This window comes from Microbacterium sp. Ag1, from assembly GCF_001005635.1.
Classification (GTDB): Bacteria; Actinomycetota; Actinomycetes; order Actinomycetales; family Microbacteriaceae; genus Microbacterium; species Microbacterium oxydans.
The window spans coordinates 128,714-153,184 of record NZ_LBCR01000031.1 but is presented as its reverse complement, the minus strand read 5'-3'; the positions used below and the strand labels follow the sequence as shown (position 1 = coordinate 153,184).

General features: G+C 69.5%; 25 protein-coding genes. 11 read left to right on the top strand and 14 right to left on the bottom strand.

The window, feature by feature from the left end:
- Window positions 1-208: 208 nt before the first annotated feature.
- Together AAY78_RS12465 and AAY78_RS12460 are read right to left on the bottom strand one after the other, a co-directional pair.
- Entirely contained in the window at window positions 209-565 is a 357-nt protein-coding gene (locus tag AAY78_RS12465; RefSeq protein ID WP_046748615.1) for a hypothetical protein, read from the bottom strand.
- Complete coding sequence (locus AAY78_RS12460) at window positions 562-1,212, bottom strand: hypothetical protein (RefSeq protein ID WP_046748614.1); 651 nt, start codon at window positions 1,210-1,212, stop codon at window positions 562-564. Before AAY78_RS12460 ends, AAY78_RS12465 begins: the two co-directional genes overlap by 4 nt.
- A gap of 306 nt (window positions 1,213-1,518) precedes the next feature.
- Here AAY78_RS12460 and AAY78_RS12455 point away from each other — a divergent pair, with 306 nt between their 5' ends.
- On the top strand, window positions 1,519-2,442 hold the full coding sequence (locus tag AAY78_RS12455; RefSeq protein ID WP_046748613.1) for a hypothetical protein: 924 nt from the start codon (window positions 1,519-1,521) through the stop codon (window positions 2,440-2,442).
- Here the strand turns inward: AAY78_RS12455 and AAY78_RS12450 are convergent.
- Window positions 2,430-3,269 carry a sulfurtransferase gene (locus AAY78_RS12450; RefSeq protein WP_046748612.1) on the bottom strand — a complete coding sequence of 280 codons (840 nt, stop codon included), beginning with the start codon at window positions 3,267-3,269 and terminating at the stop codon, window positions 2,430-2,432. The genes AAY78_RS12455 and AAY78_RS12450 overlap by 13 nt on opposite strands.
- Window positions 3,270-3,439: 170 nt before the next feature.
- On the opposite strand from AAY78_RS12450, the gene AAY78_RS12445 reads away from it, so the two are divergent.
- Complete coding sequence (locus tag AAY78_RS12445; protein ID WP_046748611.1) at window positions 3,440-4,363, top strand: DMT family transporter; 924 nt, start codon at window positions 3,440-3,442, stop codon at window positions 4,361-4,363.
- Here AAY78_RS12445 and AAY78_RS12440 read toward each other — a convergent pair.
- Window positions 4,353-5,372, bottom strand: a complete 1,020-nt coding sequence (locus AAY78_RS12440; RefSeq protein ID WP_046748610.1) for a zinc-dependent alcohol dehydrogenase family protein — start codon at window positions 5,370-5,372, stop codon at window positions 4,353-4,355. The genes AAY78_RS12445 and AAY78_RS12440 overlap by 11 nt on opposite strands.
- 128 nt (window positions 5,373-5,500) lie before the next feature.
- Between AAY78_RS12440 and AAY78_RS12435 the strand changes: the two genes are divergently transcribed.
- The 4 genes from AAY78_RS12435 to AAY78_RS12420 all read left to right on the top strand — a co-directional run bounded on the left by AAY78_RS12435 (window position 5,501) and on the right by AAY78_RS12420 (window position 8,061).
- Window positions 5,501-6,160 (top strand): GTP cyclohydrolase II, encoded by a 660-nt coding sequence (locus tag AAY78_RS12435; protein ID WP_046748609.1) that lies wholly within the window; start codon window positions 5,501-5,503, stop codon window positions 6,158-6,160.
- A 29-nt stretch (window positions 6,161-6,189) separates the two neighbouring features.
- Entirely contained in the window at window positions 6,190-6,678 is a 489-nt protein-coding gene (locus AAY78_RS12430; RefSeq protein ID WP_046748754.1) for a MarR family winged helix-turn-helix transcriptional regulator, read from the top strand.
- Window positions 6,679-6,747: 69 nt separating this feature from the next.
- Window positions 6,748-7,665 (top strand): helix-turn-helix domain-containing protein, encoded by a 918-nt coding sequence (locus AAY78_RS12425; protein WP_046748608.1) that lies wholly within the window; start codon window positions 6,748-6,750, stop codon window positions 7,663-7,665.
- Between the two features lie 66 nt (window positions 7,666-7,731).
- Window positions 7,732-8,061, top strand: a complete 330-nt coding sequence (locus tag AAY78_RS12420; protein ID WP_046748607.1) for a helix-turn-helix domain-containing protein — start codon at window positions 7,732-7,734, stop codon at window positions 8,059-8,061.
- A 143-nt stretch (window positions 8,062-8,204) separates the two neighbouring features.
- Here AAY78_RS12420 and AAY78_RS12415 read toward each other — a convergent pair whose 3' ends face one another.
- From AAY78_RS12415 to AAY78_RS12405, 3 genes are all read right to left on the bottom strand, one after another.
- Window positions 8,205-8,795 carry a ClpP family protease gene (locus AAY78_RS12415; protein WP_046748606.1) on the bottom strand — a complete coding sequence of 197 codons (591 nt, stop codon included), beginning with the start codon at window positions 8,793-8,795 and terminating at the stop codon, window positions 8,205-8,207.
- The gene (locus tag AAY78_RS12410; RefSeq protein WP_046748605.1) at window positions 8,792-9,406 is read right to left on the bottom strand and encodes a ClpP family protease; all 615 of its coding nucleotides are present in this window, start codon (window positions 9,404-9,406) and stop codon (window positions 8,792-8,794) included. The genes AAY78_RS12415 and AAY78_RS12410 overlap by 4 nt, the downstream gene beginning before the upstream one ends.
- Window positions 9,407-9,563: 157 nt before the next feature.
- Window positions 9,564-10,991, bottom strand: a complete 1,428-nt coding sequence (locus tag AAY78_RS12405) for a hypothetical protein (RefSeq protein ID WP_197077698.1) — start codon at window positions 10,989-10,991, stop codon at window positions 9,564-9,566.
- A gap of 215 nt (window positions 10,992-11,206) precedes the next feature.
- On the opposite strand from AAY78_RS12405, the gene AAY78_RS12400 reads away from it, so the two are divergent.
- Window positions 11,207-11,680: an acyl-CoA thioesterase gene (locus AAY78_RS12400; RefSeq protein ID WP_046748603.1), complete on the top strand. Its 474-nt coding sequence runs from the start codon at window positions 11,207-11,209 to the stop codon at window positions 11,678-11,680.
- A gap of 45 nt (window positions 11,681-11,725) precedes the next feature.
- On the opposite strand, the gene AAY78_RS12395 is transcribed toward AAY78_RS12400, so the two are convergent.
- Window positions 11,726-12,985, bottom strand: a complete 1,260-nt coding sequence (locus AAY78_RS12395) for a trans-sulfuration enzyme family protein (RefSeq protein WP_046748602.1) — start codon at window positions 12,983-12,985, stop codon at window positions 11,726-11,728.
- A 112-nt stretch (window positions 12,986-13,097) separates the two neighbouring features.
- Between AAY78_RS12395 and AAY78_RS12390 the strand changes: the two genes are divergently transcribed.
- Both AAY78_RS12390 and AAY78_RS12385 read left to right on the top strand, forming a co-directional pair.
- Window positions 13,098-13,565 (top strand): Lrp/AsnC family transcriptional regulator, encoded by a 468-nt coding sequence (locus AAY78_RS12390; RefSeq protein WP_052748772.1) that lies wholly within the window; start codon window positions 13,098-13,100, stop codon window positions 13,563-13,565.
- An 83-nt stretch (window positions 13,566-13,648) separates the two neighbouring features.
- Entirely contained in the window at window positions 13,649-15,358 is a 1,710-nt protein-coding gene (locus AAY78_RS12385) for an AMP-binding protein (RefSeq protein ID WP_046748600.1), read from the top strand.
- Window positions 15,359-15,362: 4 nt separating this feature from the next.
- On the opposite strand, the gene AAY78_RS12380 is transcribed toward AAY78_RS12385, so the two are convergent.
- Together AAY78_RS12380 and AAY78_RS12375 are read right to left on the bottom strand one after the other, a co-directional pair.
- Complete coding sequence (locus AAY78_RS12380; RefSeq protein WP_127012806.1) at window positions 15,363-15,785, bottom strand: hypothetical protein; 423 nt, start codon at window positions 15,783-15,785, stop codon at window positions 15,363-15,365.
- Window positions 15,786-15,919: 134 nt separating this feature from the next.
- Window positions 15,920-17,392 (bottom strand): MATE family efflux transporter, encoded by a 1,473-nt coding sequence (locus AAY78_RS12375; RefSeq protein WP_046748598.1) that lies wholly within the window; start codon window positions 17,390-17,392, stop codon window positions 15,920-15,922.
- A 155-nt stretch (window positions 17,393-17,547) separates the two neighbouring features.
- Here AAY78_RS12375 and cycA point away from each other — a divergent pair, with 155 nt between their 5' ends.
- Entirely contained in the window at window positions 17,548-19,017 is a 1,470-nt protein-coding gene (gene cycA, locus AAY78_RS12370) for a D-serine/D-alanine/glycine transporter (protein WP_046748597.1), read from the top strand.
- A gap of 17 nt (window positions 19,018-19,034) precedes the next feature.
- Here the strand turns inward: cycA and AAY78_RS12365 are convergent, their stop codons facing one another.
- Window positions 19,035-19,460: a DUF2871 domain-containing protein gene (locus AAY78_RS12365; protein ID WP_046748596.1), complete on the bottom strand. Its 426-nt coding sequence runs from the start codon at window positions 19,458-19,460 to the stop codon at window positions 19,035-19,037.
- Between the two features lie 123 nt (window positions 19,461-19,583).
- Between AAY78_RS12365 and AAY78_RS19285 the strand changes: the two genes are divergently transcribed.
- Complete coding sequence (locus AAY78_RS19285; RefSeq protein ID WP_052748771.1) at window positions 19,584-20,192, top strand: hypothetical protein; 609 nt, start codon at window positions 19,584-19,586, stop codon at window positions 20,190-20,192.
- 25 nt (window positions 20,193-20,217) lie between these two features.
- Here AAY78_RS19285 and AAY78_RS12355 read toward each other — a convergent pair whose 3' ends face one another.
- The 3 genes from AAY78_RS12355 to AAY78_RS12345 are packed head-to-tail and all read right to left on the bottom strand — an operon-like array spanning window position 20,218 to window position 24,273.
- Window positions 20,218-20,841, bottom strand: coding sequence for a response regulator (locus tag AAY78_RS12355; protein ID WP_046748595.1), 624 nt, complete (start codon window positions 20,839-20,841; stop codon window positions 20,218-20,220).
- Window positions 20,838-22,184 (bottom strand): sensor histidine kinase, encoded by a 1,347-nt coding sequence (locus AAY78_RS12350; protein ID WP_082108671.1) that lies wholly within the window; start codon window positions 22,182-22,184, stop codon window positions 20,838-20,840. The genes AAY78_RS12355 and AAY78_RS12350 overlap by 4 nt, the downstream gene beginning before the upstream one ends.
- Window positions 22,150-24,273, bottom strand: coding sequence for an MMPL family transporter (locus AAY78_RS12345; protein WP_046748594.1), 2,124 nt, complete (start codon window positions 24,271-24,273; stop codon window positions 22,150-22,152). Before AAY78_RS12345 ends, AAY78_RS12350 begins: the two co-directional genes overlap by 35 nt.
- Between the last annotated feature and the right edge of the window lie 198 nt (window positions 24,274-24,471).

Sequence of the window (24,471 nt, the reverse complement as noted above, 5' to 3'; positions counted from 1 at the left end):
CATCGTTGATCTACTGGGGCCGTGCGGCCTCGCAGCCGATCGTGGATGCGAGGCGTCGGAGCCAGTGTGCGCTATGAAACATCGGATGTATAGCGACGATTGTCCAGAAGATATGCCGAAAGTGTCGGCTTCAGCGCGTTCTTCTGAGTGCTTTAACCCGATGTTCCGCCGGGGTCGAGTGAGTGAACCTGCTCGAGGGGCTATCGGATCAGGAAGAGGCGGAGCGACCGGGCGCCGCGGAATCGGGGTTCTCGCCCTCGGGCTCCGGGTCGTACAGCACGGGACGATCGATCGTCTTCGTCACGTCGGCGGGATCGACGGCGAGGATCAGCATCGCGAGGATCAGCAGCGTCACGATGAACGCACCGCCGCCCACGACGAGTCCGAGGGCGATCGGGGTCAGCCCCTCGTAGGTGCCGTTGGCGATGGAGGCGTTCACCCGCGCGGTGAAGGCACCGGTGGAGACCAGCGTGACGACCATGGCGAACACACCGCAGCCGAGTGCGATGAGGAGCAGGTGCAGGGGTCGCAGAATGTCCCGGCGGGTGGGCTTCTCGTCGCTCATCGCTCTCCTCCGTGCCCCGCAGGAGCGGTGCTGTCGTTCGAATCGGATGCCGTCGTGACCGCGTCGGCCTGCTTCGGCGTGAGGCCGGCGATGCCGAGGAACACCGCGACGATCGCCGCGTAGCCGCCGAACATGCCGACGCCCAGGATGATGCCGGAGAGCACGAACGTGCCGGCCTCGTCGATCGTGTACTCCTGGAGGAACCCGGACGGGATCAGCAGCAGAGCGATACCGAGCAGCACGCCCAGCGCCCCCACGGAGATCGCGTCGCGGGACAGCATGCCGCCGGCACGACGGGAGCGGATGCCGGCGAGCAGCTCGATGCCGCCGCTGACGATCGCCCAGGAGGAGACGACGACGAAGAACAGATCGTCAGACCGCCAGACGGGGATGCCGCTCACGAGGCCGGCGACCACCCCGACGGCGGCGAGCAGCACGGACGGCCAGCGCGATCCGGCCGGCAGCACCAGCCAGGCGGCGAGCACGTGTACGAGCGCCGTGAGGAACACGAAACCGCTGAAGACGGACAGACCGACGGGTGCGGAGTGATCAGACGAGAACGTGATCATGAGCGCGGCGACGGCGGCGAACAGCGCGCGCAGCAATTGCACGTGGCGCATGGTGAATGCGCGAGCAGGGGCAGACATGACGGTCCTGAGTCCTCCGGGGTGTTGCTCCCAGTCTACGCAAGGCTGCGTGGCCGCGACGCCGGGAGCCGTGCGGGGGGAGGATTCGTGAAGCCCGGCGGATCTCCCCAGATCGATTGCCGGGCTTCACGACATACGCAGCAAGGGGGGCATCACTGCGTCAGGCCGGTCGTTCGCAGGCACGGGCACCCTGCCCGCGAAGACGGCCAAGTGACCCCACATGCCCACCCGGTCCCCTGAGGTACGCGCGTGCGGTCGTATGCTCACTCTAAAGCGCTGATCTTCACATACCGGAGGGGATCTGTGATGAATCTCGAAGATGACGCGCGCAGAGCCGAGCACGATGATTTCGCGAGCGCCCTGCGCGACGCGATAAACGCCAAACCGGTGACCCTGTCCTGGCTGCAGCGGCAGCTCAAGGCGCGGGGTAACCGCGTGTCGATGGCGACCCTGAGCTACTGGCGGTCGGGCGCAAGGCGACCGGAGGGCGCGCAGTCGCTGGCAGCCCTCGCCGACATCGAGGAGCTCCTCGGACTCCGCGTCGGCGCGCTGAGCAGGATGCTCCGCTCGACCAATCGCACGGGCCCCCTCGGGCCGAACCAGTTCCCGATCGACGAGGAGGAGCTCGAGGTGGCCGTGATCGAGGCCTTCCGAGCGCTGGGGGCGGCCTACCCCGACACCTCCCGCGAGCTCACCACCCATTCGGTGACGGATGTCGGGGCCGACGGCAACGTCGCGTACAGCATCACGCGCAGCATCGTGCAGTCGACGGTGGGCACGATCACGGCGATACCGTTCCTGGAGATCACCCCGGGCGTCCGCACGCCGGCGCCGTTGCTCAAGGCCGTGTCAGGGGGGAGGATCGCGGCGCGCTACTCCCACCCGGACGGCGAGGTGCACGGTGTGCTGTTCGAACTCGACGTCCCCCTGACAGCGCCGGAGACCGCGATGGTCGAGTGGTCGGTCGAGTATCCGCCCGACTACCCGGAGACCCACGACACCGGCCACGCGCTGGCGCAGAAGGCCAGGGAGCTGCTGGTGTGGACGCGCTTCCACCCCGACGCGATCCCGGACTGGTGCGAGGAGCACATCGAGACGCCGGACGGGGTCACGATCACCCCCCTCCCGCCGCCTCGCGGGAACTCGGTCCACCTGGTGCGTCGGGCTTTCGGGCCTGGCGCGCTGGGCCTGCAGTGGGGGTACGGCCCCCGCGAGGATCAACCGGGCTGATCGCCGACCGCGACCGGACGCCCCGGGGTGTTCGACCACTGGCTCCACGAACCGGGAAAGACCTTGGCCTCGATGCCGACCTCGTGCAGTACAAGTGCGGTGTGGGCAGCCGTCACACCCGAACCGCAGTACGCGGCAACGGGCGTTCCCGGCGTCACGCCGACCTCGGCGAAGGTCGCCAGGATCGTCTCCCTGTCGAGGATCTTCCCGTCCGCGTCGAAGTGCACGGGTTCGGGAAGATTGCGCGCACCGGGGATGTGACCACCCACGGGATCGAACGGTTCCGAGTCGCCTCGGTACCGATCCGCGGCCCGCGCGTCGATCAGCACCCCGGACGCCGGGAAGGCCGCGGCCTCGTCGATCGACAACGCATCGTCTCCGATCGGGTCGAGCACGACATCGCCGGGCTCCGGGCTCACGTCGTCCGTCGCGATGTCGAACCCCTCAGCCCGCCACGCCCTGATGCCGCCGTCGAGCACGCGCACGTCGACGCCGGCCTGCCGCAGGAGCCACCAGGCGCGGGCTGCGGCGATGCCTTTGTAGTCGTCGTAGGCGACGACCGTGTCGCCGGATCGCACCCCCCAGCGACGGGCCGCGTCCTGGAGCGTGGCCGTGGACGGGAGCGGGTGGCGCCCCTCCGCGGCCTCGCCGTACGTGGCGAGCTCGGTGTCGAGAGCGGCGAACACCGCGCCGGGGATGTGGCCCGAGAGGTAGTCGTCGTGTCCGGCGTCGGGACGATCGAGGCGCCAGCGCACGTCGATCACACGCACCGGCGCACCCCCGGTCAGCAGGTCGTTCAGTTCGACGGCACTCACGAAGTCGCTCATGCTGCGAGGCTACCGAGTCCGCAGCGGCATCGGCGCCCGGCCGTCTTCTCCCGTCACTTTCGCATCGCGCAACTGGCTCGATCCGACGGCTGTTCGGCACCATCCGCGCGATTCGAACGACGACTGCGGCCCGTTAGGCTCTATCCGGCAACGTCGAGAAAGGGGCAACGATGCCCTCTCGTCTCCGGTGGATGCGTCTGCGCCCCCAGGAAGCCGCGCTCATCGCGATCACCGCGGTCTGGGGCGGCACCTTCCTGCTCGTGCACTGGGCCATGGAGCACTCCGGGCCATGGTTCTTCGTCGGCATCCGCTTCCTCATCGCCGGACTCATCAGCGTCGTGATCTTCCGACGCGCTCTGCGCGGCATCCGCTGGCGCGACATCGGCGCCGGCATCGCGATCGGCGTCATGATCTACCTCGGCTACGGCCTGCAGACGCTGGGGTTGCAGACCATCGACAGCAGCACCTCGGCGTTCATCACCGCGATGTACGTGCCGATGGTGCCGCTGGCCCAGTGGGCCGTGTTCCGCAAGCGTCCCCCGGCCATGGCGTTCGCGGGTGCGGGACTGGCGTTCGTGGGGCTGCTGTTCATCGCGGGGCCGGATGCCTTCGCCCTGACGCTCGGCACCGGTGAGATCGCGACCATGATCAGCACCCTGCCGATCGCGGCCGAGATCATCCTGATCAGCCTTTTCGCCGGGAAGATCGACCTCGGACGCATCACGATCGTGCAGCTGCTCACGGCCGGCCTGCTGGGACTGCTCACCATGCCGGTGGTCGGTGAGGGGGTTCCCGATTTCTCCTGGATCTGGGTCGGCTGCGCGGTGGGACTGGGGGCGGCGAGCTGTCTGATCCAGCTGACGATGAACTGGGCGCAGAAGTCGGTCTCCCCCACACGCGCGACCATCATCTACGCGGGAGAGCCGGTGTGGGCGGGGGTCATCGGACGCCTCGCCGGCGAGCGCCTGCCCGCGACCGCGCTCATCGGCGGCGCACTCGTCGTGCTCGGGATCCTCGCGAGCGAGGTGAAGCTCGTGCGACAGCGACAGCGACGACGCCCGCAGGAGCCCACGCCTCCGCACATCACACCGTGAGCAGCACCTTCGTGGCGCGTCGCTCGTCCATGGCGCGGTAGCCCTCCGCCGCGTCCTCGAGCGGCAGCGTGAGGTCGAACACCTTGCCCGGATCGATCTTCCGGTCCCAGATCAGCTGGATGAGCTCGGGGAGGAAGCGCCGCACGGGAGCAGGGCCGCCGTGCAGATGCACTCCGGAGAAGAAGAGCTCTTCGCCGGGGAGGGCGACATCGTGGGAGACACCGACGTAGCCGACGTGGCCGCCGGGACGGGTGGAACGGATCGCCTGCATCATCGACTCCTGCGTGCCGACCGCCTCGATCACGGAGTGCGCGCCGAGTCCGTCCGTGAGCTCCTTGATGCGGGCGACCCCCTCGTCCCCCCGCTCCTCGACGATGTCGGTGGCACCGAACTCGCGCGCCAGAGCCTGCCGATCGGCATGGCGACTCATCGCGATGATGCGCTCCGCGCCGAGCTCGCGTGCGGCCAGGACGCCCAGCAGACCCACCGCGCCGTCGCCGACGACCGCGACGGTCTTGCCCGGCCCCACCTCGGCGGCGACCGCGGCGAACCATCCGGTTCCCAGGACGTCGGATGCGGCGAGCAGAGACGGGATGAGGTCGGCGTCCGGCTGTCCTGGAGTGACGACCAGGGTGCCGTCGGCGTGCGGGATGAGCGCGTACTCGGCCTGCGTGCCGTACCTGCCCATCGGGACGACGTGCACGCACCGGGACTGGTATCCCGCTCGGCAGATCTCGCACGTGTTGTCTGATGCCATGAAGGAGCCGACCACGAAGTCGCCGACCTCCAGCGTCTGCACCTCGTCACCGATGGCCTCGACCACGCCGACGTACTCGTGTCCCATCGGATCGTGGTCCACGGGGTTGGCGCCGCGATACGGCCAGAGGTCGGACCCGCAGATGCAGGTCGCGGCGATACGGATCACGGCATCGGTCGGCCGCGTGATGGTGGGCTTCTCCCTGTCCTCGACCCGGACGTCGCCTGGGGCGTGCATGACTACTCCGCGCATTCGTGATGCTCCTTCTGTCGCGTGACCCCCAGTCAACTCCGATTCCACGGCGGATGGGAGGTACTGAGGGAACCCCTCGGAATCCGCTCCACGGGGAATACTCCGCAGCAGGGCGCGTTGCACCCGGCATGATTGAAAGTTCAACCGTCGCTCCGGTCGCGACGGAACGCACCCGCGTCCGCGTCCCACTGCGATTCGGCGACGGCTTCTCCACGACCGCCGACGTGGTCACCTTCGACGGGCTGGCCGACGGCCGCGAGCACCTGCTGCTCGGGCTGGGCGACTGGCGGGCGGCGATCGATCGCGCGGAGGACGGCGGCGAGGCCCCGCTCGTGCGCCCGCACAGCGAGTGCCTGACGGGCGACGTGTTCGGGTCGGAACGCTGTGACTGCGGCCCTCAGCTGCGCGAGGCCGTCGAGCGCATCGCGGAGGAGGGCGGCTTCCTGCTCTACCTTCGCCAGGAGGGGCGCGGCATCGGCCTGTACGCCAAGCTCGACGCGTACGCCCTGCAGGATGCCGGCCTCGACACGTACGAGGCGAACGTCGCCCTGGGCCGGGGTGAGGACGAGCGCGACTACACGGTGGCGGCGCAGATGCTGCACGCGCTCGGCGTCGACGGCATCCGCCTGCTGAGCAACAACCCCGACAAGGCGGTGCAGCTCGAAGCCCTCGGGGTCCGCGCGACCGAGCGCGTACCCACCCAGGTGCACCTGTCGGAGTCGAACTCCCGCTACCTGCAGGCCAAGCGCGACCACACGGCGCACACACTCGACCTGTCCGCGGCATGACGGCAGGCGCGACAGCACGGGAGGGCATCATGAGCTCGGAGGCGGACGGGACGGCGGAGCAGAATCCGCGTCGGCTCGACGACACCGAGATGGACACCTGGCTGCCGGTCATCCGCTTCGTGCAGCTGCTCCCTCAGGTGCTCGACCGCACGCTGAAGGAAGAGGTCGGTCTCAACCACGCCCGCTACGCCATCCTCATCACCCTGGCCGGCCGGGGTGAGAGCGCCGTGACCATGACCGAGCTCGCCCGCATCGCCGGCCTCAGCCGGTCGCGTCTGAGCCACGCGCTGGACTCGCTCGAGGAGCGCGGCTGGGTCGAGCGCACCTCCTGCGGCTCCGACAAGCGCACGCTCTCGGCCACGCTGACACCGGCCGGGCGGGAGATGCTCCGCACGGCGGCCCCCGTGCACGTCGAGCAGGTGCGGGAACTCGTGCTCGACCCCCTCACGGGCGAGGAACGCGAGCAGCTGGGGGCGATCCTCGGAAAGCTGCTCCCCGGCGTGACCGCGGCCCTCTGACGTACGGCCCGGGTCACCGGTACCGCCAGTACCTCCCTGTGCGGTCGTCGAGCGCGTAGCGTCGGATGCATGGACACCCGCAGCGAGGTGCGCGAGTTCCTCTCCACGAGGCGCGCACGCATCACCCCCGATCAGGCCGGACTCCCGGCGTTCGGCGGCAACCGCCGCGTTCCCGGACTGCGCCGCGAGGAGGTCGCGCTGCTCGCGGGGGTCAGCGTCGACTACTACACGCGTCTCGAACGCGGAGACCTGTCCGGGGCATCGGACAGCGTGCTCGATGCGCTGTCCCGTGCGCTCCAGCTGGATGAGGCCGAAACCGCGCACCTGTTCGACCTCGCCCGCGCCGCGAACACCTCGCCGGTCGCGCGCGCACCACGGAAGAAGACGACAGAGCTGCGTCCGAGCATCCTGCGCCTCCTCGACGCCATGACCGAAGCTCCGGCGATCGTGCGCAACAACTACTTCGACTACCTGGCGGCGAACGCCCTGGGTCGCGCCCTCTACGCGCCCGTGTTCGCGCAGCCACAGCCGAACAGCGCGCGCTTCGCCTTCCTCGATCCGGCCGCGCAGGAGTTCTACCCCGAATGGGATCGGAACACGCAGGAGCTCGTGGCCGCGATGCGCGGGGAAGCCGGACGCAATCCGTTCGACCGGAAGCTCACCGACCTGGTGGGCGAGCTCTCGACGCGAAGCGAGCGGTTCCGCACGCTGTGGGCCGCCCACAACGTGCGCTTCCACCGCACCGGGGTCAAGCGCATCGCGCATCCCGTGGTCGGGGAGATCGAGCTCTCCTACGAGGCCTTCGAACTCCCGGCCGATCCCGGGCTGCACCTCTCGACCTACACCGCGGAGCCAGGGACGGCATCGGCCGACAAGTTGAGGATGCTCGCGAGTTGGGCGGCGACGGATGCCGCCGCATCCCCCTCGACCGAAGGCGCCGGCTCCTCGGCTTCCACGGACTCCGCCCCTGATCACGCGGACGCCTGAGCACCCGCTGTTCTGCTCTGAGCAGAACCGCTCGAACCGTCCGGACACCCCGGCCTATCGTGAGGCATGGCCGACCTGATCTCGTTCCCGCACACTCCTCGCTCCGACCGCCCGAAGTCGAACGACCCCGAGCCGCTGTGGCGTCACCTCCTCGGCGACCAGCTGCGTCGTCGACGACACGACCGCGAGGAGACGCTCACCGAGACCGCTGAGAAGGCCGGCGTCTCGCCGCAGTACCTCTCCGAGGTGGAACGCGGGTTGAAGGAGCCGTCGAGCGAGATGATCGCCGCGATCGCCGGTGCGCTCGACACGAGCCTGATCGAGCTCACCAGCGACGTGGCCGACAGTCTGCGATCGACGGCCCCCTCGCGCGGCGCGTTCGCCCTCGCCGCCTGACCCCGAACCCGTGGTCGCTGACCCGTCATCTGGTCCTGACCCGTCACCTGCATGAGCGGCGGACGGATGCATGACCACAGGTCCCGCGTCGGTCCTGCAGCCGCCCGTCGCTCATGCATCCGTCCGGCAGCCCGGACGCCGCCTCAGCTCCGCGCGCCGAGCACGGTGTCGATCAGTCCGTAGTCGAGCGCGGCGGGTGCCGTGAACACCCGATCACGGTCTGTGTCGGCTCGGAGCTCGGCGACCGTGCGACCGCTGTGCCTGGCGAGGATCTCCTCCATGTCGGAACGCACCCGCACCACTTCGTCGGCGGCGAGGATGAGGTCGGGGATCGCACCGCGCGACTGCCCTGCGGGCTGATGCAGAACGATGCGCGCGTGGGCGAGGGCCGCCCGCTCCCCCACGTCTCCTGCAGCGACCAGGAGCGCCGCGGGGCCGATGGCCTGGCCGACGCAGGTCGTCGCGATGCGCGGACGGATGTGCTGCATGGTGTCGTAGATCGCCAGCGCGGCCCCTGGATCGCCGCCCTCGCTGTTGATGTAGAACTGGATGCCGGATTCCGGGCTGTCCGCGTCGAGGTGCAGCAGCTGCGCGATGAGGGCGTTCGCGACCCCCGCATCGATGCCGGTGCCGAGGTAGATGACGCGCTCCGCGAGCAGATGCGAGTACACGTCCATGATGCGCTCGCCTCGGGGATGCTGCGCGATGACGTTGGGGATCGAGTAGGTGCTCATGCGTCCACCCCCAGACCGACGCGCGCGCGTCGTCGCGGCATCACGTCGCCGATCGAGACCACGATCGCGTCGATGAAGCCGTAGTCCTGCGCCTGCGTCGCGGTGTACCAGCGGTCGTGCAGCGAGTCCTCGAAGATGCGCGCGACGGGCTGACCGGTGTCGTCGGCGATCAGTCCGAGCACGGTGTCGCGCATGTGCCGCAGGTCGTCGGCCTGCGTCTCGAGCTCTCCCGCGGAGCCGCCGATGCCCGCGGACCCCTGATGCATGAGGATCCGAGCGTGCGGAAGCGCCCGGCGTTTGCCCGGGGTGCCGGCGGAGAGCAGGAACTGCCCGGCGCTGCACGCGAGACCGAGAGCCAGGGTCGCGACGTCGTTGGGGATCAGCCGCATGATGTCGCGGATCGCGAGCATCGAGGGCACTGACCCGCCGGGCGAGTGGATCCACAAGGCGATGTCTGCCGTGGGGTCCTCGGCTGACAGCGCGAGCAGCTGCGTCATCAACAGCGTGCCGTTGTCGTCGTCGAGGGCGCCGTCGAGCACGAGCACCCGCTCATGGAACAGCGCGCGCCGGGCTTCGGGACCGAACTGCGGGATGGGGTTGTCTTCGCTCATGCCCCCAGCATCGGCCGCAGCACATCGCGGACGGCGCGAATCCGCCCTGAGCGGCTCTGCCCTGAGCGGCTCTGCCCTGAGCGGATGCCGGTGGGAGACATCCGCTCAGGGCGCTGGGGTGGGGCCGGGCGGGATGGGGCCGGGCGGGGTCGGGGAGTCAGACCGCCAGGGCCAGCGCGCGTCGATGGGAGATGCGGTGACCGACCCAGAAGCCGATCGCGATCAGCCCGGCGAGGGCGATACCGAGGCCCCACGGCGTCATGGACGGGGCGGCCCCGGCCGTCGCGGTGGCGAGCGTGCCGGACCCGTCCGCGATCAGGTCGTTGCCCGCGGCGAGGTCGGCAGCACCGGCCTCGAGCTTGTCGCCGCCGGCCGCGAGCTCGCCCGAGCCGTCCGCGACGGTGGTGGCGCCAGCGGAGAGCTTCTCGATCCCGACGTTCAGGTCGCCCGCGCCGGTCTGCAGCGTCCCGACGCCGGTGGCGAGCGTCGTCGCGCCGTCGTTCAGGCGAGTCGCGCCTGCGCTGAGGTTCGCCGTTCCCGAGTAGAGGGCGGATGCCCCGGTCGAGAGGGTCTGCAGGCCCGCGGCGAGCCTCGATGCGCCTGCCGAGAGCTGCGTCGTGCCGGAGTGCAGAGCCTGCGCGCCGGCGACCAGAGCGGGCACGCCCTGGGGAGCGACGAGTGCTGCGGTGCCGGGCCACTGGCGGGCGGCGTCACCGCTGATGAGCGCATTCACGCCACCCGTCACCTGAGCCGATCCGGCAGCGGCCGCGACGAGTCCCTGCGCGAGGTCGGAGCCCTTGGCCGCGACGGGAGCCATCGCATCGACCTCCTGGTCGACTCCGGCGGCGAGAGCGGCGAGAGCCTTCAGCTGCGGGTTCTCCGGGTCGGCTGCGAGCATCCCCGCGAGGGCGTCGGCGAGCTGCTGCGAGTGGCCGGGCGCCGTGGCCGCGACGCCCTGGAGAAGCGTCTTCGCTCCCGGCTGCGCGAGAGCCACCACGTCGGCGTTCACCTTGGTTCCGAGGGTGTCGCTGAGCTGCGTCGCGCCGACGAGCACGCCGTTCGCATACGCATGCGCGCCGTTGACACCGGCGGCGAGGGTGGACATCCCGGAAGAGAGGGTCTGTGCACCGGCATCCGCCTGCGCCATCTTCGTCGCGAGTTCCTGCGCTCCGGCGAGCGCCGTCTGCGCACCCCCGCTGACCTTGCCCGCACCGACCACGGCGGTCGATGCGCCGGCGGCGAGGCTGTTCGCCCCCTCGGCCAGGGTCGTCGCGCCGGTCGCTGCGGTCGTGGCACCGTCGCTCAGCTTCTGCGATCCTTCCTGCGCGCTGGCGGCTCCCGCTGCGAGCTCCTGGGTGCCCTCGGCCAGGCGGGATGCGCCCGTGGAGAGGTCTGCAGCGCCGGCTGCCAGGTCGGCCGAGCCGTCCTTGGCCGATGTCGTGCCGTCGGCGAGTTCGGAGGCACCGCCGGCGATCTTGCCGGTGGTCACCAAGAACAGGACCACCATGGCGGCCAGCAGCAGGCTGAGCACGATGACGGCGATGCGCATGCCGATTCCGTGCGAATGGGGCGTGGTACTCGTCATCGAGGACTCCCGGGGGTCAGTGGCGTCGTTGCCACCGGTGACTGTATGGCTGCGCCGAGGCGCGAGTGACGGATTTGCCGCTCGAAACCAAGTTCCAGCGCTCATGACACTGAGTTTCTTGTGAGGTATGCACAAAGGGACGTGGCCGACGGCCGTGTCCTCCGCGAAAACGGGCCGTAACATCTCCGACTCACGCGCCGCCTAGCCTCGTGCGCATGGCGAAGAAGAAGGCACCGGCGTGGCAGTGGTCGGAGGACGGGCTCAACTTCCGCACCCGCAAATGGGTGCGCCCCGAGGACCTGAACGCGAACGGCTCCCTGTTCGGCGGGAGTCTGTTGAAGTGGATAGACGAGGAAGCGGCGATCTACGCGATCGTGCAGCTGGGCAACTATCGCGCCGTCACCAAGCACATCTCGGAGATCAACTTCGAGGCCTCGGCCGTGCAGGGCGACCTGATCGAGATCGGCCTGCAGGCGACGCATTTCGGCACCACGTCGCTGACCATGCGCGCGGTGGCGAGGAACATGATCACGCGCAAGCGCATCCTCACGATCGACAAGATCGTGTTCGTGAGCCTCGACGACGACGGAGTGCCGACCCCGCACGGGTACGACGAGATCACCTACGACCGCGACCGGATGCCGACGGAGCGCCTCGCGACCGGGACGATCCGCCTCCCCTCGCCGTGAGTCAAGCCGATGCGGCGCCGCGCCGTCGGGCTCGCGGGCGCTGAGTCACCCCCTCAGGCGCGCACTGCCCCCCCGGTGTGCGTCGCGCGAGGAGGTGACCCGGTCGGTGAGCGGCGCTTCGGTGTCGAAGGCCGGTACGGCCGCAAAGGCCTGGGCGAGATCGGAGATCAGGTCGTCGACGTCCTCCAACCCGATCGACAGCCGCAGCACGTCGGCTGCCGGACGGGCCTCGGGCGGCACCGGCCGATGGGTGAGCGCCGCCGGATGCTGGATCAGCGAGTCCACACCGCCGAGCGAGACCGCGTGCGTGAATAATGCGGTCGCCGTCGTGACGGCGGAGGCCGCGGCGAACCCGCCACGCATGCGCATCGCGATCATCGCGCCGGTGCCACGCATCTGCCGCTGCAGGATGCCGCGCGGGTCGCCGTCGAGTCCCGGATAGAAGACCTCCGCCACCTCGGGCCGGTCGCTCAGCCACTGCACGATCCGACGCGCGCTCTCCTGCTGGTGCCGCACCCGCACCGGCAGCGTGGTGAGACCCCGGTGCAGCAGATAGGCTCCGAGCGGATGCAGCAGCCCGCCGGTCACGGCCCGCACGCGGCGCAGCGCCTCCGCGGTCTGCTCGCTGCAGGCGACCACGCCGGCGATCACGTCGCCGTGGCCGCCGAGGTACTTCGTGGCGCTGTGCAGTGACATCGCGGCCCCCAGATCGATGGGGTTCTGCAGCACAGGGGTCGCGAACGTGTTGTCGACCACGACCGGGACCGCGCCCGCCTGCCGCACCACGTCGGCGATGTCGGCGATGTCGAGGGTGGGGTTCGCCGGCGTCTCCACCACGACCAGGCCGGTGTCGGGGCGCATGGTCGCCGCCACTTCGTCGGGGTGGCAATAGGTGGCCTCGACACCGAGCAGCCCGGAGCCGAGCAGATGGTCGGTGCCGCCGTAGAGCGGACGCACCGCGACGACGTGCCGCGCGCCGGTGGCTCCGGTGTGAGCGAGGATCACCGCCGTCATCGCGGCCATGCCAGAGGCGAAGGCCACGGAGGCGTCGGCGTGCTCGAGCTCGGCGAGCGCCTCTTCGAACCGAGCCACCGTCGGGTTCCACAGCCGCGCGTAGACCATGCTGCCGTCGGCCGGGGGACGACCGCCCGTCGCCATGGCCTCGTACGAGTCGCCACCGCGCTCGATGTCGGGCAGCGGATTGGTCGTCGACAGGTCGATCGGCAGCGCATGCACCCCGAGACCCTCCAGATCGGAGCGCCCGCTGTGGACGGCGACGGTATCGGGATGCAGCGGTGCAGTCATGACTCCACGTTGCCGGAATCACGGCAGAAGCGCAGGAATTCGACAGAGGACACCGAATCGAGGAACCGGAACGCTATTGTGTGCAATGTCCCGCAGGCGAGGAGGCCTCACGTTGGCGAAAGCACAACTCGACGAGATCGACCTCGAGCTGCTCGCGGTGCTGACCCGCGACGCCGAGACCACCAATAAGGCGCTCGCGCATCGGCTCGGTCTCGCCGAATCCACGTGCGCGCATCGGGTGCGGGCACTGCGCGAGCGCGGTGTGATCCGCGACACCCGTATCCGCGTCGACGGGGCGGCTCTCGGGTTCCCCCTGCAGGCGATCATCAAGGTGCGCCTCGCCAACCACACCGGAGCCAAGGTCACAGCGCTCTTCGACGCGCTCGCCGGCATCCCTCGTGTCCTGCAGGTGTTCCACGTCGCCGGTGTCGACGACTTCCTGGTGCACGTCGCCGTGCAGGACGCGACGGCACTGCGCGACATCGTGCTCGAGCACATCACGATCCACCCCGTCGTCCGCGGCACCGAGACCCAGCTCGTCTTCGAGCTCCGCGACGGACCGGGGGTCCTCTCCCCCTGACCGCTCTCCTTGGCTGACCGTTCTCCTGGCGCCGACCCATGGGCCAGGATGGAGTGCACGCCAGCAAGGAGCAAGGGAGCACCATGAGCCGCAGCGCCACCGCCGCCACGCACACCATCCGGGAGATGCGGGACTTCCTCTTCACGAACGCGACCGACTACGCCGCGGCGCGAGAGGGATTCGTCTGGCCCGAGGTCGACGAGTTCAACTTCGCACTCGAGTGGTTCGACGTCATCGCCGGCGAGAAGCCCGACCGACCGGCCGTGCAGATCGTGGAGGCCGATCTGAGCCTGCACTCCTGGACGTACGGGGAGCTCTCGACGCGCTCCGACCAGGTGGCCGCCTGGCTCACCCGCATCGGTATCCGCCGCGGCGACCACGTGATCGTCATGCTGAACAACACGATCGAGCTGTGGGAGGTGATGCTGGCGATCACCAAGGTCGGAGCCGTCTCGATCCCGACATCCACGCTCCTGTCCGCGGCGGATCTCGCCTACCGCGTCGATCACGGGCGCGCACGAGCTGTCGTCACTCTCGGAACGCTCGCCGACCGCCTCACCGGCATCGACCCCGGCATCCTGCGCATCGGCGTGGGCGCTGACCTGCCGTCCGGATGGGCGCCCTTCGACGACGCCGCAGCGGCGCCCACGAGCTTCGAACCCGACGGCCCCACCCCGTCATCCGACACGGCACTGCTCTACTTCACCTCCGGCACCACCAACCGGCCCAAGCTCGTGCAGCACACGCACGCCTCGTATCCGATCGGACACCTGTCGACCATGTGGTGGCTCGGCGTGCGCCCCGACGACGTGCACCTGAACATCTCGTCGCCTGGGTGGGCCAAGCATGCCTGGTCGAGCTTCTACTCGCCGTTCCTCGCCGAGGCGACCGTCTTCGTCTACAACTACGCCCGCTTCGACGCGAACACCCTCATGCAGGTGATGGACACCCATCACGTGTCGACCTTCTGCGCGCCGCCGACGGTGTGGCGCATGCTGATCCAGGCCGACCTCGCCCGCCTGACGCACCCGCCACGCGAGCTCGTGGGCGCGGGAGAACCCCTGAACCCCGAAGTCATCGACAGGGTGCGGGAAGCCTGGGGCGGAACGATCCGCGACGGTTTCGGACAGACCGAGATGACGGCCTGCATCGGGAACTCCCCCGGGCAGACCGTCAAGGTCGGGTCCATGGGACGACCTCTGCCCGGGTACCCGGTCGTGCTGCTGGACCCCGTCACAGGAGAGGTCGTCGACGGAGAGGGCGAGATCGCGCTCGACCTGGCGCACCCGCCGCTCGGGCTCATGGCCGGGTACTACGACGACCCTGAGAAGACCGCGGAGTCCCGGGCGGGCGGCTACCACCACACCGGCGACATCGCCGTGCGCGACGACGAGGGGTACCTCACCTACGTGGGTCGCTCCGACGACGTGTTCAAGGCCTCGGACTACAAGATCTCGCCCTTCGAGCTCGAGTCGGTGCTGCTCGAGCATGAGCTCGTGGTCGAGGCGGCCGTGATCCCGAGCCCCGATCCCACGCGCCTGGCCGTGCCGAAGGCCTACGTCTGCCTTACCCCGGACTCCACGAACACCGAGACCGAGGCGGCGCGTGCGATCTTCGCGTACGCGCACGAGCGCCTGTCATCGCATCTGTGGGTGCGGATCATCGAGTTCGTGCCCGAGCTGCCGAAGACGATCTCAGGAAAGATCCGCCGCGTGGAGCTGAGGGCGCGCGAAGCGGAGCGGGTGCAGTCGGGCGACGAGAGCGGACAGCACCGCGACCGCGACTACCGCTGAGCGCTCAGCGGACGATGGCGATCGAGGCCGTCGCCGGTCCGGTCTTGGTGAGCACCGGCTTCGACGTCGGAGCGGGGGGAGCCTTCGAGGCCGGGATCGCGGTCGGCAGTGCCTCCTCGACCGTGCGGTCGGTGCGCCCGACACCGCCCGCGTCGACGATGGCACGCACGATGCTCCCGACGATCAGCATCGCCACGAGCGATCCGCCCGCCAGGATCAGCGGCGTCCAGTCGCGCGCGAACGACGCCGCGAAGCTCATCAGCGCTCCCACGATCCACAGTCCCACCGCGCCCCCGGCGAGCCCACCGGCTCCCCGGACGATGGCGACCGCCGCGACGATCGCGAAGATGGCGGCGAGCGCCGCACCCACGTAACCGATCGGCACCATCACCGCAGCCAGATCGCTGGCCACTCTCAATGTCGTCATGACGACCCCCCGTCAGTGGTTACTCCACTCATTCGACATTAGAAGTGTCTCCCGGGGAGGGCATCCGTCTCAAGTGCGATCCGCATCATCCTGGAGAGGGATATCCGTGCACTGCGGACAAAGCGACGAGATCGTCAGCGACGGCGCGGCCAGCGCAGGCGGCGCGCGCGGTGGACGCGGACAGGCTGGGTGACCACGGCGTCCACGACCATCGACCCGTCGGTCGGCCCGACGATCGCGATGGCCGAGGTCTCGGTGGCCTCCGCCGGGTCGATGGGCAGCCGACCGAGGGCGCGGTGCGCGCGGACGTACGCGGGGACGAGCAGGACGATAGCGCCGAGCCAGGCGAGCGGGTTGCTGAGGGCGACTCCGTCGAATCCGATCCACGCGCCCAGCACGATGGCCGCTCCCACGCGCATCACGAGCTCGATCACGCCGGTGACCGTGGGGACGAGCGTGTGACCGAGTCCCTGCAGGGCTCCCCGCAGGACGAACAGCATGCCCAGCGCCCAGTACCCGCATCCGTTGATGATGAGCATCCGATGCGCCTCGTCGACGACGTCGTCCGACCCCTCGCCGATGAACAGACGCACCATCGGCGCACCGAAGGCGATGAGCAGTCCACCGAGTACCAAGCCGGCGACGACGGCCATCCAGGTCGCCTCGACCACACCGCGACGGATGCGGTCGGGACGCCGACCCCCGTGGTTCTGCGCGGCGTACATCGAGACAGCGAGTCCGAGCGATGACAGCAGGGCCACCGCGAGACTGTCGACGCGGGATCCGGTCGTGTAGGCCGCGACCGCATCCGCCCCCAGGGTGTTGAGCGCGACCTGTACGGTCAGCGTGCCGATCGCGATGATCGACGCCTGGAATCCCATGGGCAGACCGAGGCGCAGGTGCTCAGCGACGTCACCGCTGGTGATCCGCCAGTCCGCACGGCGCAGGTGGAGCATGGGCAGCCGACGACGCACGAACTCGAGGCACAGGGCGACCGAGACCGCCTGGGCGACCACGGTCGCGAGCGCGGCTCCGCCCACGCCCCACTCCAGCGGCCCGACCATCAGGACGACGAGCCCGACGTTCAGGGCGCACGACACGGTGAGGAACACCAGCGGGGTCTTGGAATCTCCGATCGCACGGATGATCGCGGAGAGGTAGTTGAAGAACATCGTCGCGCTCGCACCGAGGAAGCTGATCTGGGTGAAGATCGTGGCCTCGGCCATCAACTCGGGCGGCGTCTGCAGCAGCGCGAGGATCGGACCGGCGAGGAGGGGCGCTCCGATCGTCAGGATCACACTCGTGATGACGCTCAGCAGAACACCGGTCGCGACCGAACGGCGCACGGCCGCGTCATCCCTCGCGCCGAAGGCCTGGGCGATTGGGATCGCGAAACCGCTCGTCAGTCCCCAGGCGAACCCGAGCAGCAGGAACAGCAGGCTGCCGGTCGCGCCGACCGCCGCGAGGGAGGTGACGCCGAGGTGCCGACCGACGACGATGGCATCGGCGAACTGGTACAGCTGCTGCACCACGTTCCCGAGCAGGAGGGGGATGGAGAAGGCAAGGATGACGCGCCACGGGCGGCCCGTGGTGAGGGAGGTGGCCATGAAGGAGCGGCTCGCAGGACTGGGGGGGTGATCGGGGGTGCGACAAGCCTATCGAATCGATTCGGCGCGACGGAATAGCGGATCTCGATTCCGAGCATCGCGCGGTCGACGGGTACCTTCGGATCGACGCAGTCGACGACGACCGGAGGAAGAAAGTGACCGAGCAGTACACGGGGGAAACCGGACGCGAGCGCGATGTCGCCGCGGACGGAGAGGAACAGCACCTGCGGCGCGCACTGAGCAACCGCCACATCCAACTGCTCGCGATCGGCGGCGCCATCGGCACCGGACTGTTCATGGGCAGCGGCAAGACCATCTCGGTCGCGGGCCCATCCGTGATCTTCGTCTACATGATCATCGGGTTCATGCTCTTCTTCGTGATGCGGGCGATGGGCGAGCTGCTGCTGTCGAACCTGAAGTACAAGTCGTTCAGCGACTTCGCGAGCGATCTGCTCGGCCCGTGGGCGGGGTTCTTCACCGGCTGGACCTATTGGTTCTGCTGGGTGGTCACCGGAGTCGCCGACGTGATCGCGATCGCCGGCTACACGGACGCGCTGATCCCGGGCATCCCGCTGTGGATCCCCGGCATCCTCGTGATCGTGATCCTGCTCGCCCTGAACCTGCCCACCGTCGCCGCGTTCGGCGAGATGGAGTTCTGGTTCGCGCTGATCAAGATCGTCGCGATCGTCGCGCTCATCGTCACCGGACTCGTGATGATCTTCACCGGGTTCCAGCACGACGCCGGCACCGCGAGCTTCTCGAACCTGTGGGACAAGGGCGGCATGTTCCCGCACGGATTCATGGGCTTCGTCGCCGGGTTCCAGATCGCCGTTTTCGCCTTCGTCGGCATCGAACTCGTGGGAACCGCCGCGGCCGAGACCAAGGACCCGAAGCGCAACCTCCCCAAGGCGATCAACGCGATCCCGATCCGCGTGCTGCTGTTCTACGTGGGCGCGCTCATCGTGCTGATGGCGGTCACCCCGTGGACCGAGTACGTGGCAGGCGAGAGCCCCTTCATCGCGATGTTCGCCCTCGCGGGTCTGGGCATCGCCGCGACCGTCGTGAACCTCGTGGTGCTGACCTCGGCCATGTCGAGCGCCAACTCCGGCATCTACTCGACCTCGCGCATGGTGTTCGGACTCGCACAGGACGGCGACGCCCCGCGCATGTTCGCCCGCCTCTCCCGCCGCCGCGTGCCGCAGAACGCGCTGTTCCTGTCGTGCATCCTGCTGCTCTCCGGTGTGGTGCTGCTGTATGCGGGCAAGGACATCGGCACGGCCTTCGACATGGTGACCACGGTCTCGGCGCTGTGCTTCATGTTCGTGTGGACGATCTTCCTGTGCAGCTACCTCGTGTACCGGCGCACGCGCAAGGACAAGGTCGCCGCATCGACGTTCCGGCTCCCCGGCGGCGTGTTCATGGTCTACGTCGTGCTGGCGTTCTTCGTGTTCATCCTGTGGGCGCTCACGACCCAGCCCGATACGTTGACCGCGCTGCTCGTGACACCGATCTGGTTCGTGGTGCTGTTCGTGGCGTGGCTGTTCGTGCGCCGCTCACCGAACCACCTGGCGCGGCATGCGGCACACATCGCCCACCTGCGCGACGATTCGGTGGAGGCGGACTGACGGTTCCCCGTTTCGAATCAGGCGACGGCCGGCTTCGGGACGAACAGGCGCTTGCGGAGGGCGAGGAACAGCAGGATCATGCCGGCGCTGAGGAGGATGTGGCCGAGGCCTGCGATGCCGGCGATCATGCCGCTCGACTCCTGGCCGAGCACCGTGAGGCTGCCGTGCCAGATCATCATGGCCGTCGTGAGCACGAGGCCCGCGTTGTACAGCCAGAAGAACCAGCCGAACAGGCGACTCTCGGACAGCGTGAACGCTTTCTCGAGGAGCAAGACGATCAGCAGGACGACGAAGCCGAGCACGAGCAGGTGCGTGTGCACCAGGCCGAGCTGCGTCGACTCGCCCTCGGGGAAGTCGTTGATCTTGGTGAACTCTCGGTAGAAGAGTCCGGAGGCGACGCCCACGAGCATGTAGGCGAACGCGGCGGAGAAGAGGCGGCGCATCGGAATCCTTTCGGTCTGATCCCAGCCTCGCCGGGGTGACCGTTCCGGGGATCCATCGAAGGGTTGAGATGCGCACAGGCGCGACTCTTGCGCGATCCACAGGACGTGTGATGACCTGTCGGCATGAGCTTCTTCCCGCCCGATCCGGAGATGCCGGAACACGAGGAGAGCGAACCGGAGCGGCAGCCCAGGTGGCAGGCTCCGGAGAACGAGCTGCCCGTACTCCTTCCCGTTTCCGAGACACTCGCCACCACGGAGAACCTCGCGCTGGGGTTGTTCGGGGTCGCCGTCTACAGCGACGGGGTCGAGTTCCGTCTGGAAGGGCGGCTCCGCCGGCACGGGATGCCTGTGCGGGAGTGGAACGAGCTGTGCGCGGACTTCATCGGGCACAGCCAGATGGGTGGTCCGGTGCACCCGGCCGGCCGGCTGCGTTTCGGCCTCGTGCTCGGCGACGGAGAGAAGGTCCTCGCCGAAGGCTTCCCGTTCTTCGGAGGCGAAGATCCGTCGGCCGAGCCGAAGGGGCACACGCTGGCACGCAACAGCGGCGGCGGCGGAGGCGGGAGCCACAACTACTCTTCGACGGACCGACTGTGGTTGTGGCCGCTTCCACCGGAGGGCCCGATCGAGTTCGTCATGCAGTGGCCCGCGCTCGGTGTCGAGGAGCGGAGTGTGGTGCTCGACGGCTCCGCCATGCGCGACCTCGCCGCGCGCGTGCAGCGGTTCTGGAACTGACCCGAAAGAGCGCCGGGCCGAGACCTCAGAGCAGACCGGTGTCGTGCGCGATGGCGATGGCACGTGCGCGACTGTCGGCACCGAGCTTCTCGAACACGTGCACGAGGTGGGTCTTCACGGTGGCCTCCGTGACGAACAGGGTCTTCGCGATCTCGCGGTTGGACGCCCCCGTGTCGAGCAGACGCAGCACCTCGAGCTCCCGGTCGGTCAGGCGCACCCTCGGCGCACGCATGACGCGCACGACCCGCTCGCTGAGCTCGGGGGTGAGAACGAGCGCTCCCGACGCCGCCTGGCGGATCGCGCGCGCGATGTCGTCCGGCGCCACATCCTTGAGGAGGTAGCCCGCGGCTCCCGCCTCGATGGCTCCCAGGATCTCGGCGTCGCGGTCGAACGTCGTCAGGATCAGCACCGCGGGCGCCGGTTCCTGCGCGCGGAGGGCGGCGGTCGTCTGCACGCCGTCCATGCCCTCCCCGAGCCGCAGGTCGCACAGCACCACGTCCGGATGCAGGTGCCGCGCAAGGGCCACGGCCTCCTCACCGGATGCCGCTTCCCCGACCACCTCGACGTCATCGCGATGGTCGAACAGCGAGCGCACGCCGGCCCGGACGATGGGGTGGTCGTCGACGAGCAGCACGCGCACCGCGGTCATCCCTTCCCTCCGTTCCGTCGCCCCTGAGCGGTGCCGCCGAGGGGGATGTGCGCCGAGAGCGCGGTGCCGTCTCCCGGGGCGCTCTCCACGTCGAGCCCTCCGCCGAGCTCCCGCAGGCGCGCGCGCATCGAACGCAAACCGTAGCCACCACCCGTGCTGCCGACGCCACCCTGCGCGTCCCGCTGCCGGTCCCACTGCCGCGCGTCGAAACCGATCCCGTCATCGACGATGTCGAGCCGCACCGCGTCGCCGGCGTCCGCGAGGGTGACGACGACCCTGGTCGCGGATGCGTGGGAGCGGACGTTCGCGAGGGCCGACTGCGCCGTGCGCAACAGGGCGACCTCGGCGTCGATGCCGAGCGACGGCAGGTCGTCGTCGGCGTGCAGTGTCGCCTCGATCCCGGTCTCCTCGGCGAGGCGCTCGAGCATGCGGGCCAGGGCGTCGCCGAGCGCGGTGGATTCGAGCTCGGCCGGCATCAGGGCGTTCACGATGCGCCGCGCATCGGCCATCCCCTCCGCCGCGAGCGCACCGATCTGTTCGAGGGCACGGGTACGCTGCGCCGGGTCGTCCGCCTCCAGGGCGGACCGCGTGAGCATCCCGATCGACGACAGGCTCTGCGCCACGGTGTCGTGGATGTCGCGCGACACCCTGGTGCGCTCCTCGCTCGCCCCCGACTCGCGCTGGGTGCGAGCCAGCTCGTCCTGCAGCGCGGCCATCTCCTCCTGGGTGGCCACGAGCGAGGCGATCAGTCGGCGTCGCTCCCGTCCATCGCGGACGAGCTCGAGGTATCCGCGGGAGATCCCCAGAGCGAAGACCCCGCCGACGAGAGGCCCGATCACGTTCGCATAGGTCGTGGTGCCGTTGTGCAGCAGCGGAGCGGTCACCACGACGACGAGGACGGCCGCGCTGAGCAGCAGCGCCCAGCGCAGGCGCATCACGAACCCGGCGAGCAACCACAGGGGGAACGCGAGCCAGACGAACTCCGGCGACACCACGACCGCGCCGAGCCAGATGAGTGTGAGTCCGAGCAGCCACCACGTCGCCAGACGGCGGTCGGAGGTGCGCTCGCTGAGCAGCAACCCTCCTCCGTACCAGCCGAGGAAGACGAGCGAGAGGGCGAGCACCCACGGCAGCGGGACGCCGTCCGCCGCCGCGCGCCAGGCTCCGACCACGAGCAGCACCACGGTGATGACGGCCTGGCCGATCCGGATAGACCCCACCAGGCTCGCCCACGTGCGCGGAGCGCGGAAGCCTGCCGCGCGCTCCGGCCGCGACGACTCCGGCCGCGACGACTCCGGCCGCGACGACTCAGCTCGCATCTCGGGTGCTGGCGACGGCGGCATGCTCGTATTCTCCCCCGTCCGGCCGTTCTCCGCCTCGATCCGCGCGGGGTCTTCTCCGCCCTGCAGTTCCCGGCCACCACATCCGCTCGCCGACGATCGCGAAGATCGCCGGAACCACCAGTGTGCGCACCACGAAGGTGTCGACCAGCACTCCGATGCCGACGATGAGCCCGATCTGCCCGAGCGTGACCAGGGGCAGCAATCCGAGCGCGGCGAACACCGCGGCGAGCACGACACCCGCGCTGGTGATGACGCCACCCGTCGCCGTGAGTGCGCGTACCATCCCCTGACGGGTGCCGACGGTCCGTGCCTCCACGCGAGTCCTGTGGACGAGGAAGATCGTGTAGTCGATCCCCAGCGCCACAAGGAACAGGAACGAGAGCAGCGGCACCTGCAGGTCCAGCGCCTCCCATCCGAACAGGACTCGGCTCAGCCAGGTGCCCGCACCGATCGCGGCGACCGCGCTGAGGATGTTCACCGCGAGCAGCAACACGGGCGCCACCAGGGAGCGCAGGAGCACGATGAGCACGAGCAGACTGACCGCGAGCACGAGCGGCACGATCAGGAGCAGGTCGCGCTGGTTGCCCTCGCGCGCGTCGAGGTCGGCCGCCACCGGGCCACCGACCACGGCGTCACCGGGCACGGCGTGCGCGGCCTCTCGCACTGCCCCGACCAGGTCGAGGCTCTCGGCCGTGCCCGGCGCCGGATCGCCCACGACGAGCAGCCGGACGAGCGCGCCGTCGGTGCTCTCCCCGGTCGTCGACACCCGGAGCACGCCGGGCACATCGCCGATCGTCTCGGTCAGCGCATCGCTGTCCGCCGCATCGCCGATCACGATCATCGGCTGGGCCTCGCCCGCCGGGAAGTGCTCGCCGAGCGCTGTGAGACCCGCCGCCGATTCGGAAGGGACACGGAACTTCTCGACCTGCGTGAGACCGACCGTGGCCCCCGCGAGACCACCGGCGAAGACGCCGAGCAACGCGAGCGCACCGACCAGGGGCACCCACGGGCGCCGGGAGACGCGCTGCGCCACCGCACCCCACACACGACCCGTCACGGCGGCGTCGCCCACCCGCGGCGCGAACGGCCAGAAGAGGCGCCGCCCGCAGACGGCGAGCGCGGGTGGCAGCACCAGCAGCACGGCGGCGAGCGCGATCAGGAGTCCCACGGCCGACGCGATACCGAGCCCGCGTGTGCCCGGGATCACCGCGAGGGCCAGAGTCGACAGAGCGAGCACCACGGTCACGTTCGAGGCGACGATCGCCGGTGCGGTGGCCCGCCATGCGCCCACGAGGGCACGGCGGTGGTCGGTCTCGCGCGCGAGCTCCTCGCGATAGCGCGAGATCAGCAGGAGGGCGTAGTTCGTGCCGGCGCCGAAGACGAGAACACTCACGATGCCGGAGTCGAACTGCAGTCCGAGACCCGCCCCGATCGCCGCCGTCGCCTTGTTCGCCAGTTGATCGGCGAGCGCGACCACCACCAGGGGGATCATCCACAGCACAGGCGAGCGGTACGTGACGATGAGCAGCAGCGCCACGATCCCGAGGGTCACCATCAACAACGTGAAGTCGGCTCCGTCGAACGCCGAGGCGACGTCCACACCGAACGCCGGTCCGCCGGTGACCTGCACGCTCACCCCGTCGATCGGATGCTGCGTCACGGTGCCGCGCAGATCGCGCACGGCGTCCGCGGCGGCATCCTCGTCTTCCAGGGTCAGCGTCGCCTGGATCGCCGCTGCCTCTCCGTCGTCGCTGACGATCGGCCCGTGCGGCTCGCGCCCGGTCTCGGCTCGGACGTCCGCCGCGAGATCGGAGAGGGCGTCGAGGTCGGCATCGCCGAGCTGCGCACCGTCGTCTCTGGTCGCGACCAGGAGCACCGTGCTCTCGTCCGCATCATCGAAGCCCGCGGCGAGCACGGCCGCCCGCGCGGATTCGGAGTCCGGCGGAGCCACATCGTTCCCCGCGGGGAGCGATGCCCGACCCAGCGCGCCGAGCAGAGCGGTGAACGCGACGAAGGCTACGAGCAGGGATATCCACCCGCCGCGCCGCGAGGTGAGCCACAGGGGAAGGGAACGGAGGGTGCGGAGCATGCATCCAGTCCAGCCGTCGCCTCCGTCGCGGGGATCGGACAGGGGGCTGACACTCCTCTCCACCGTTCGATGGATCCGCCCACACCTGAAAGGGGGTTCCGGTCAGCGGGGTTCTGTCAGGGACTCCCTCGCGATCGTGCCCGCGCGTAACGTCGGCTCCAGCGCCGCCGATCCGTCTGCGACCACGATGAAAGGACC

Coding starts and splice junctions, on each gene's coding strand:
- AAY78_RS12445 (WP_046748611.1), top strand. CDS start 3,440: ATGCCCTCTCGTCTCCGGTGGATGCGTCTGCGCCCCCAGGAAGCCGCG.
- AAY78_RS12410 (WP_046748605.1), bottom strand. CDS start 9,406: ATGAGCGAAGACAACCCCATCCCGCAGTTCGGTCCCGAAGCCCGGCGC.
- AAY78_RS12375 (WP_046748598.1), bottom strand. CDS start 17,392: ATGGCCACCTCCCTCACCACGGGCCGCCCGTGGCGCGTCATCCTTGCC.
- AAY78_RS12365 (WP_046748596.1), bottom strand. CDS start 19,460: ATGCGCCGCCTCTTCTCCGCCGCGTTCGCCTACATGCTCGTGGGCGTC.
- AAY78_RS12420 (WP_046748607.1), top strand. CDS start 7,732: ATGGCCGACCTGATCTCGTTCCCGCACACTCCTCGCTCCGACCGCCCG.
- AAY78_RS12450 (WP_046748612.1), bottom strand. CDS start 3,269: ATGAGCGACTTCGTGAGTGCCGTCGAACTGAACGACCTGCTGACCGGG.
- AAY78_RS12345 (WP_046748594.1), bottom strand. CDS start 24,273: ATGCTCCGCACCCTCCGTTCCCTTCCCCTGTGGCTCACCTCGCGGCGC.
- AAY78_RS12385 (WP_046748600.1), top strand. CDS start 13,649: ATGAGCCGCAGCGCCACCGCCGCCACGCACACCATCCGGGAGATGCGG.
- AAY78_RS12405 (WP_197077698.1), bottom strand. CDS start 10,991: ATGACGAGTACCACGCCCCATTCGCACGGAATCGGCATGCGCATCGCC.
- AAY78_RS12380 (WP_127012806.1), bottom strand. CDS start 15,785: ATGACGACATTGAGAGTGGCCAGCGATCTGGCTGCGGTGATGGTGCCG.
- AAY78_RS12460 (WP_046748614.1), bottom strand. CDS start 1,212: ATGTCTGCCCCTGCTCGCGCATTCACCATGCGCCACGTGCAATTGCTG.
- AAY78_RS12465 (WP_046748615.1), bottom strand. CDS start 565: ATGAGCGACGAGAAGCCCACCCGCCGGGACATTCTGCGACCCCTGCAC.
- AAY78_RS19285 (WP_052748771.1), top strand. CDS start 19,584: ATGAGCTTCTTCCCGCCCGATCCGGAGATGCCGGAACACGAGGAGAGC.
- AAY78_RS12440 (WP_046748610.1), bottom strand. CDS start 5,372: ATGCGCGGAGTAGTCATGCACGCCCCAGGCGACGTCCGGGTCGAGGAC.
- AAY78_RS12430 (WP_046748754.1), top strand. CDS start 6,190: ATGAGCTCGGAGGCGGACGGGACGGCGGAGCAGAATCCGCGTCGGCTC.
- AAY78_RS12350 (WP_082108671.1), bottom strand. CDS start 22,184: ATGCCGCCGTCGCCAGCACCCGAGATGCGAGCTGAGTCGTCGCGGCCG.
- AAY78_RS12425 (WP_046748608.1), top strand. CDS start 6,748: ATGGACACCCGCAGCGAGGTGCGCGAGTTCCTCTCCACGAGGCGCGCA.
- AAY78_RS12355 (WP_046748595.1), bottom strand. CDS start 20,841: ATGACCGCGGTGCGCGTGCTGCTCGTCGACGACCACCCCATCGTCCGG.
- AAY78_RS12400 (WP_046748603.1), top strand. CDS start 11,207: ATGGCGAAGAAGAAGGCACCGGCGTGGCAGTGGTCGGAGGACGGGCTC.
- AAY78_RS12455 (WP_046748613.1), top strand. CDS start 1,519: ATGAATCTCGAAGATGACGCGCGCAGAGCCGAGCACGATGATTTCGCG.
- AAY78_RS12415 (WP_046748606.1), bottom strand. CDS start 8,795: ATGAGCACCTACTCGATCCCCAACGTCATCGCGCAGCATCCCCGAGGC.
- AAY78_RS12395 (WP_046748602.1), bottom strand. CDS start 12,985: ATGACTGCACCGCTGCATCCCGATACCGTCGCCGTCCACAGCGGGCGC.
- AAY78_RS12435 (WP_046748609.1), top strand. CDS start 5,501: ATGATTGAAAGTTCAACCGTCGCTCCGGTCGCGACGGAACGCACCCGC.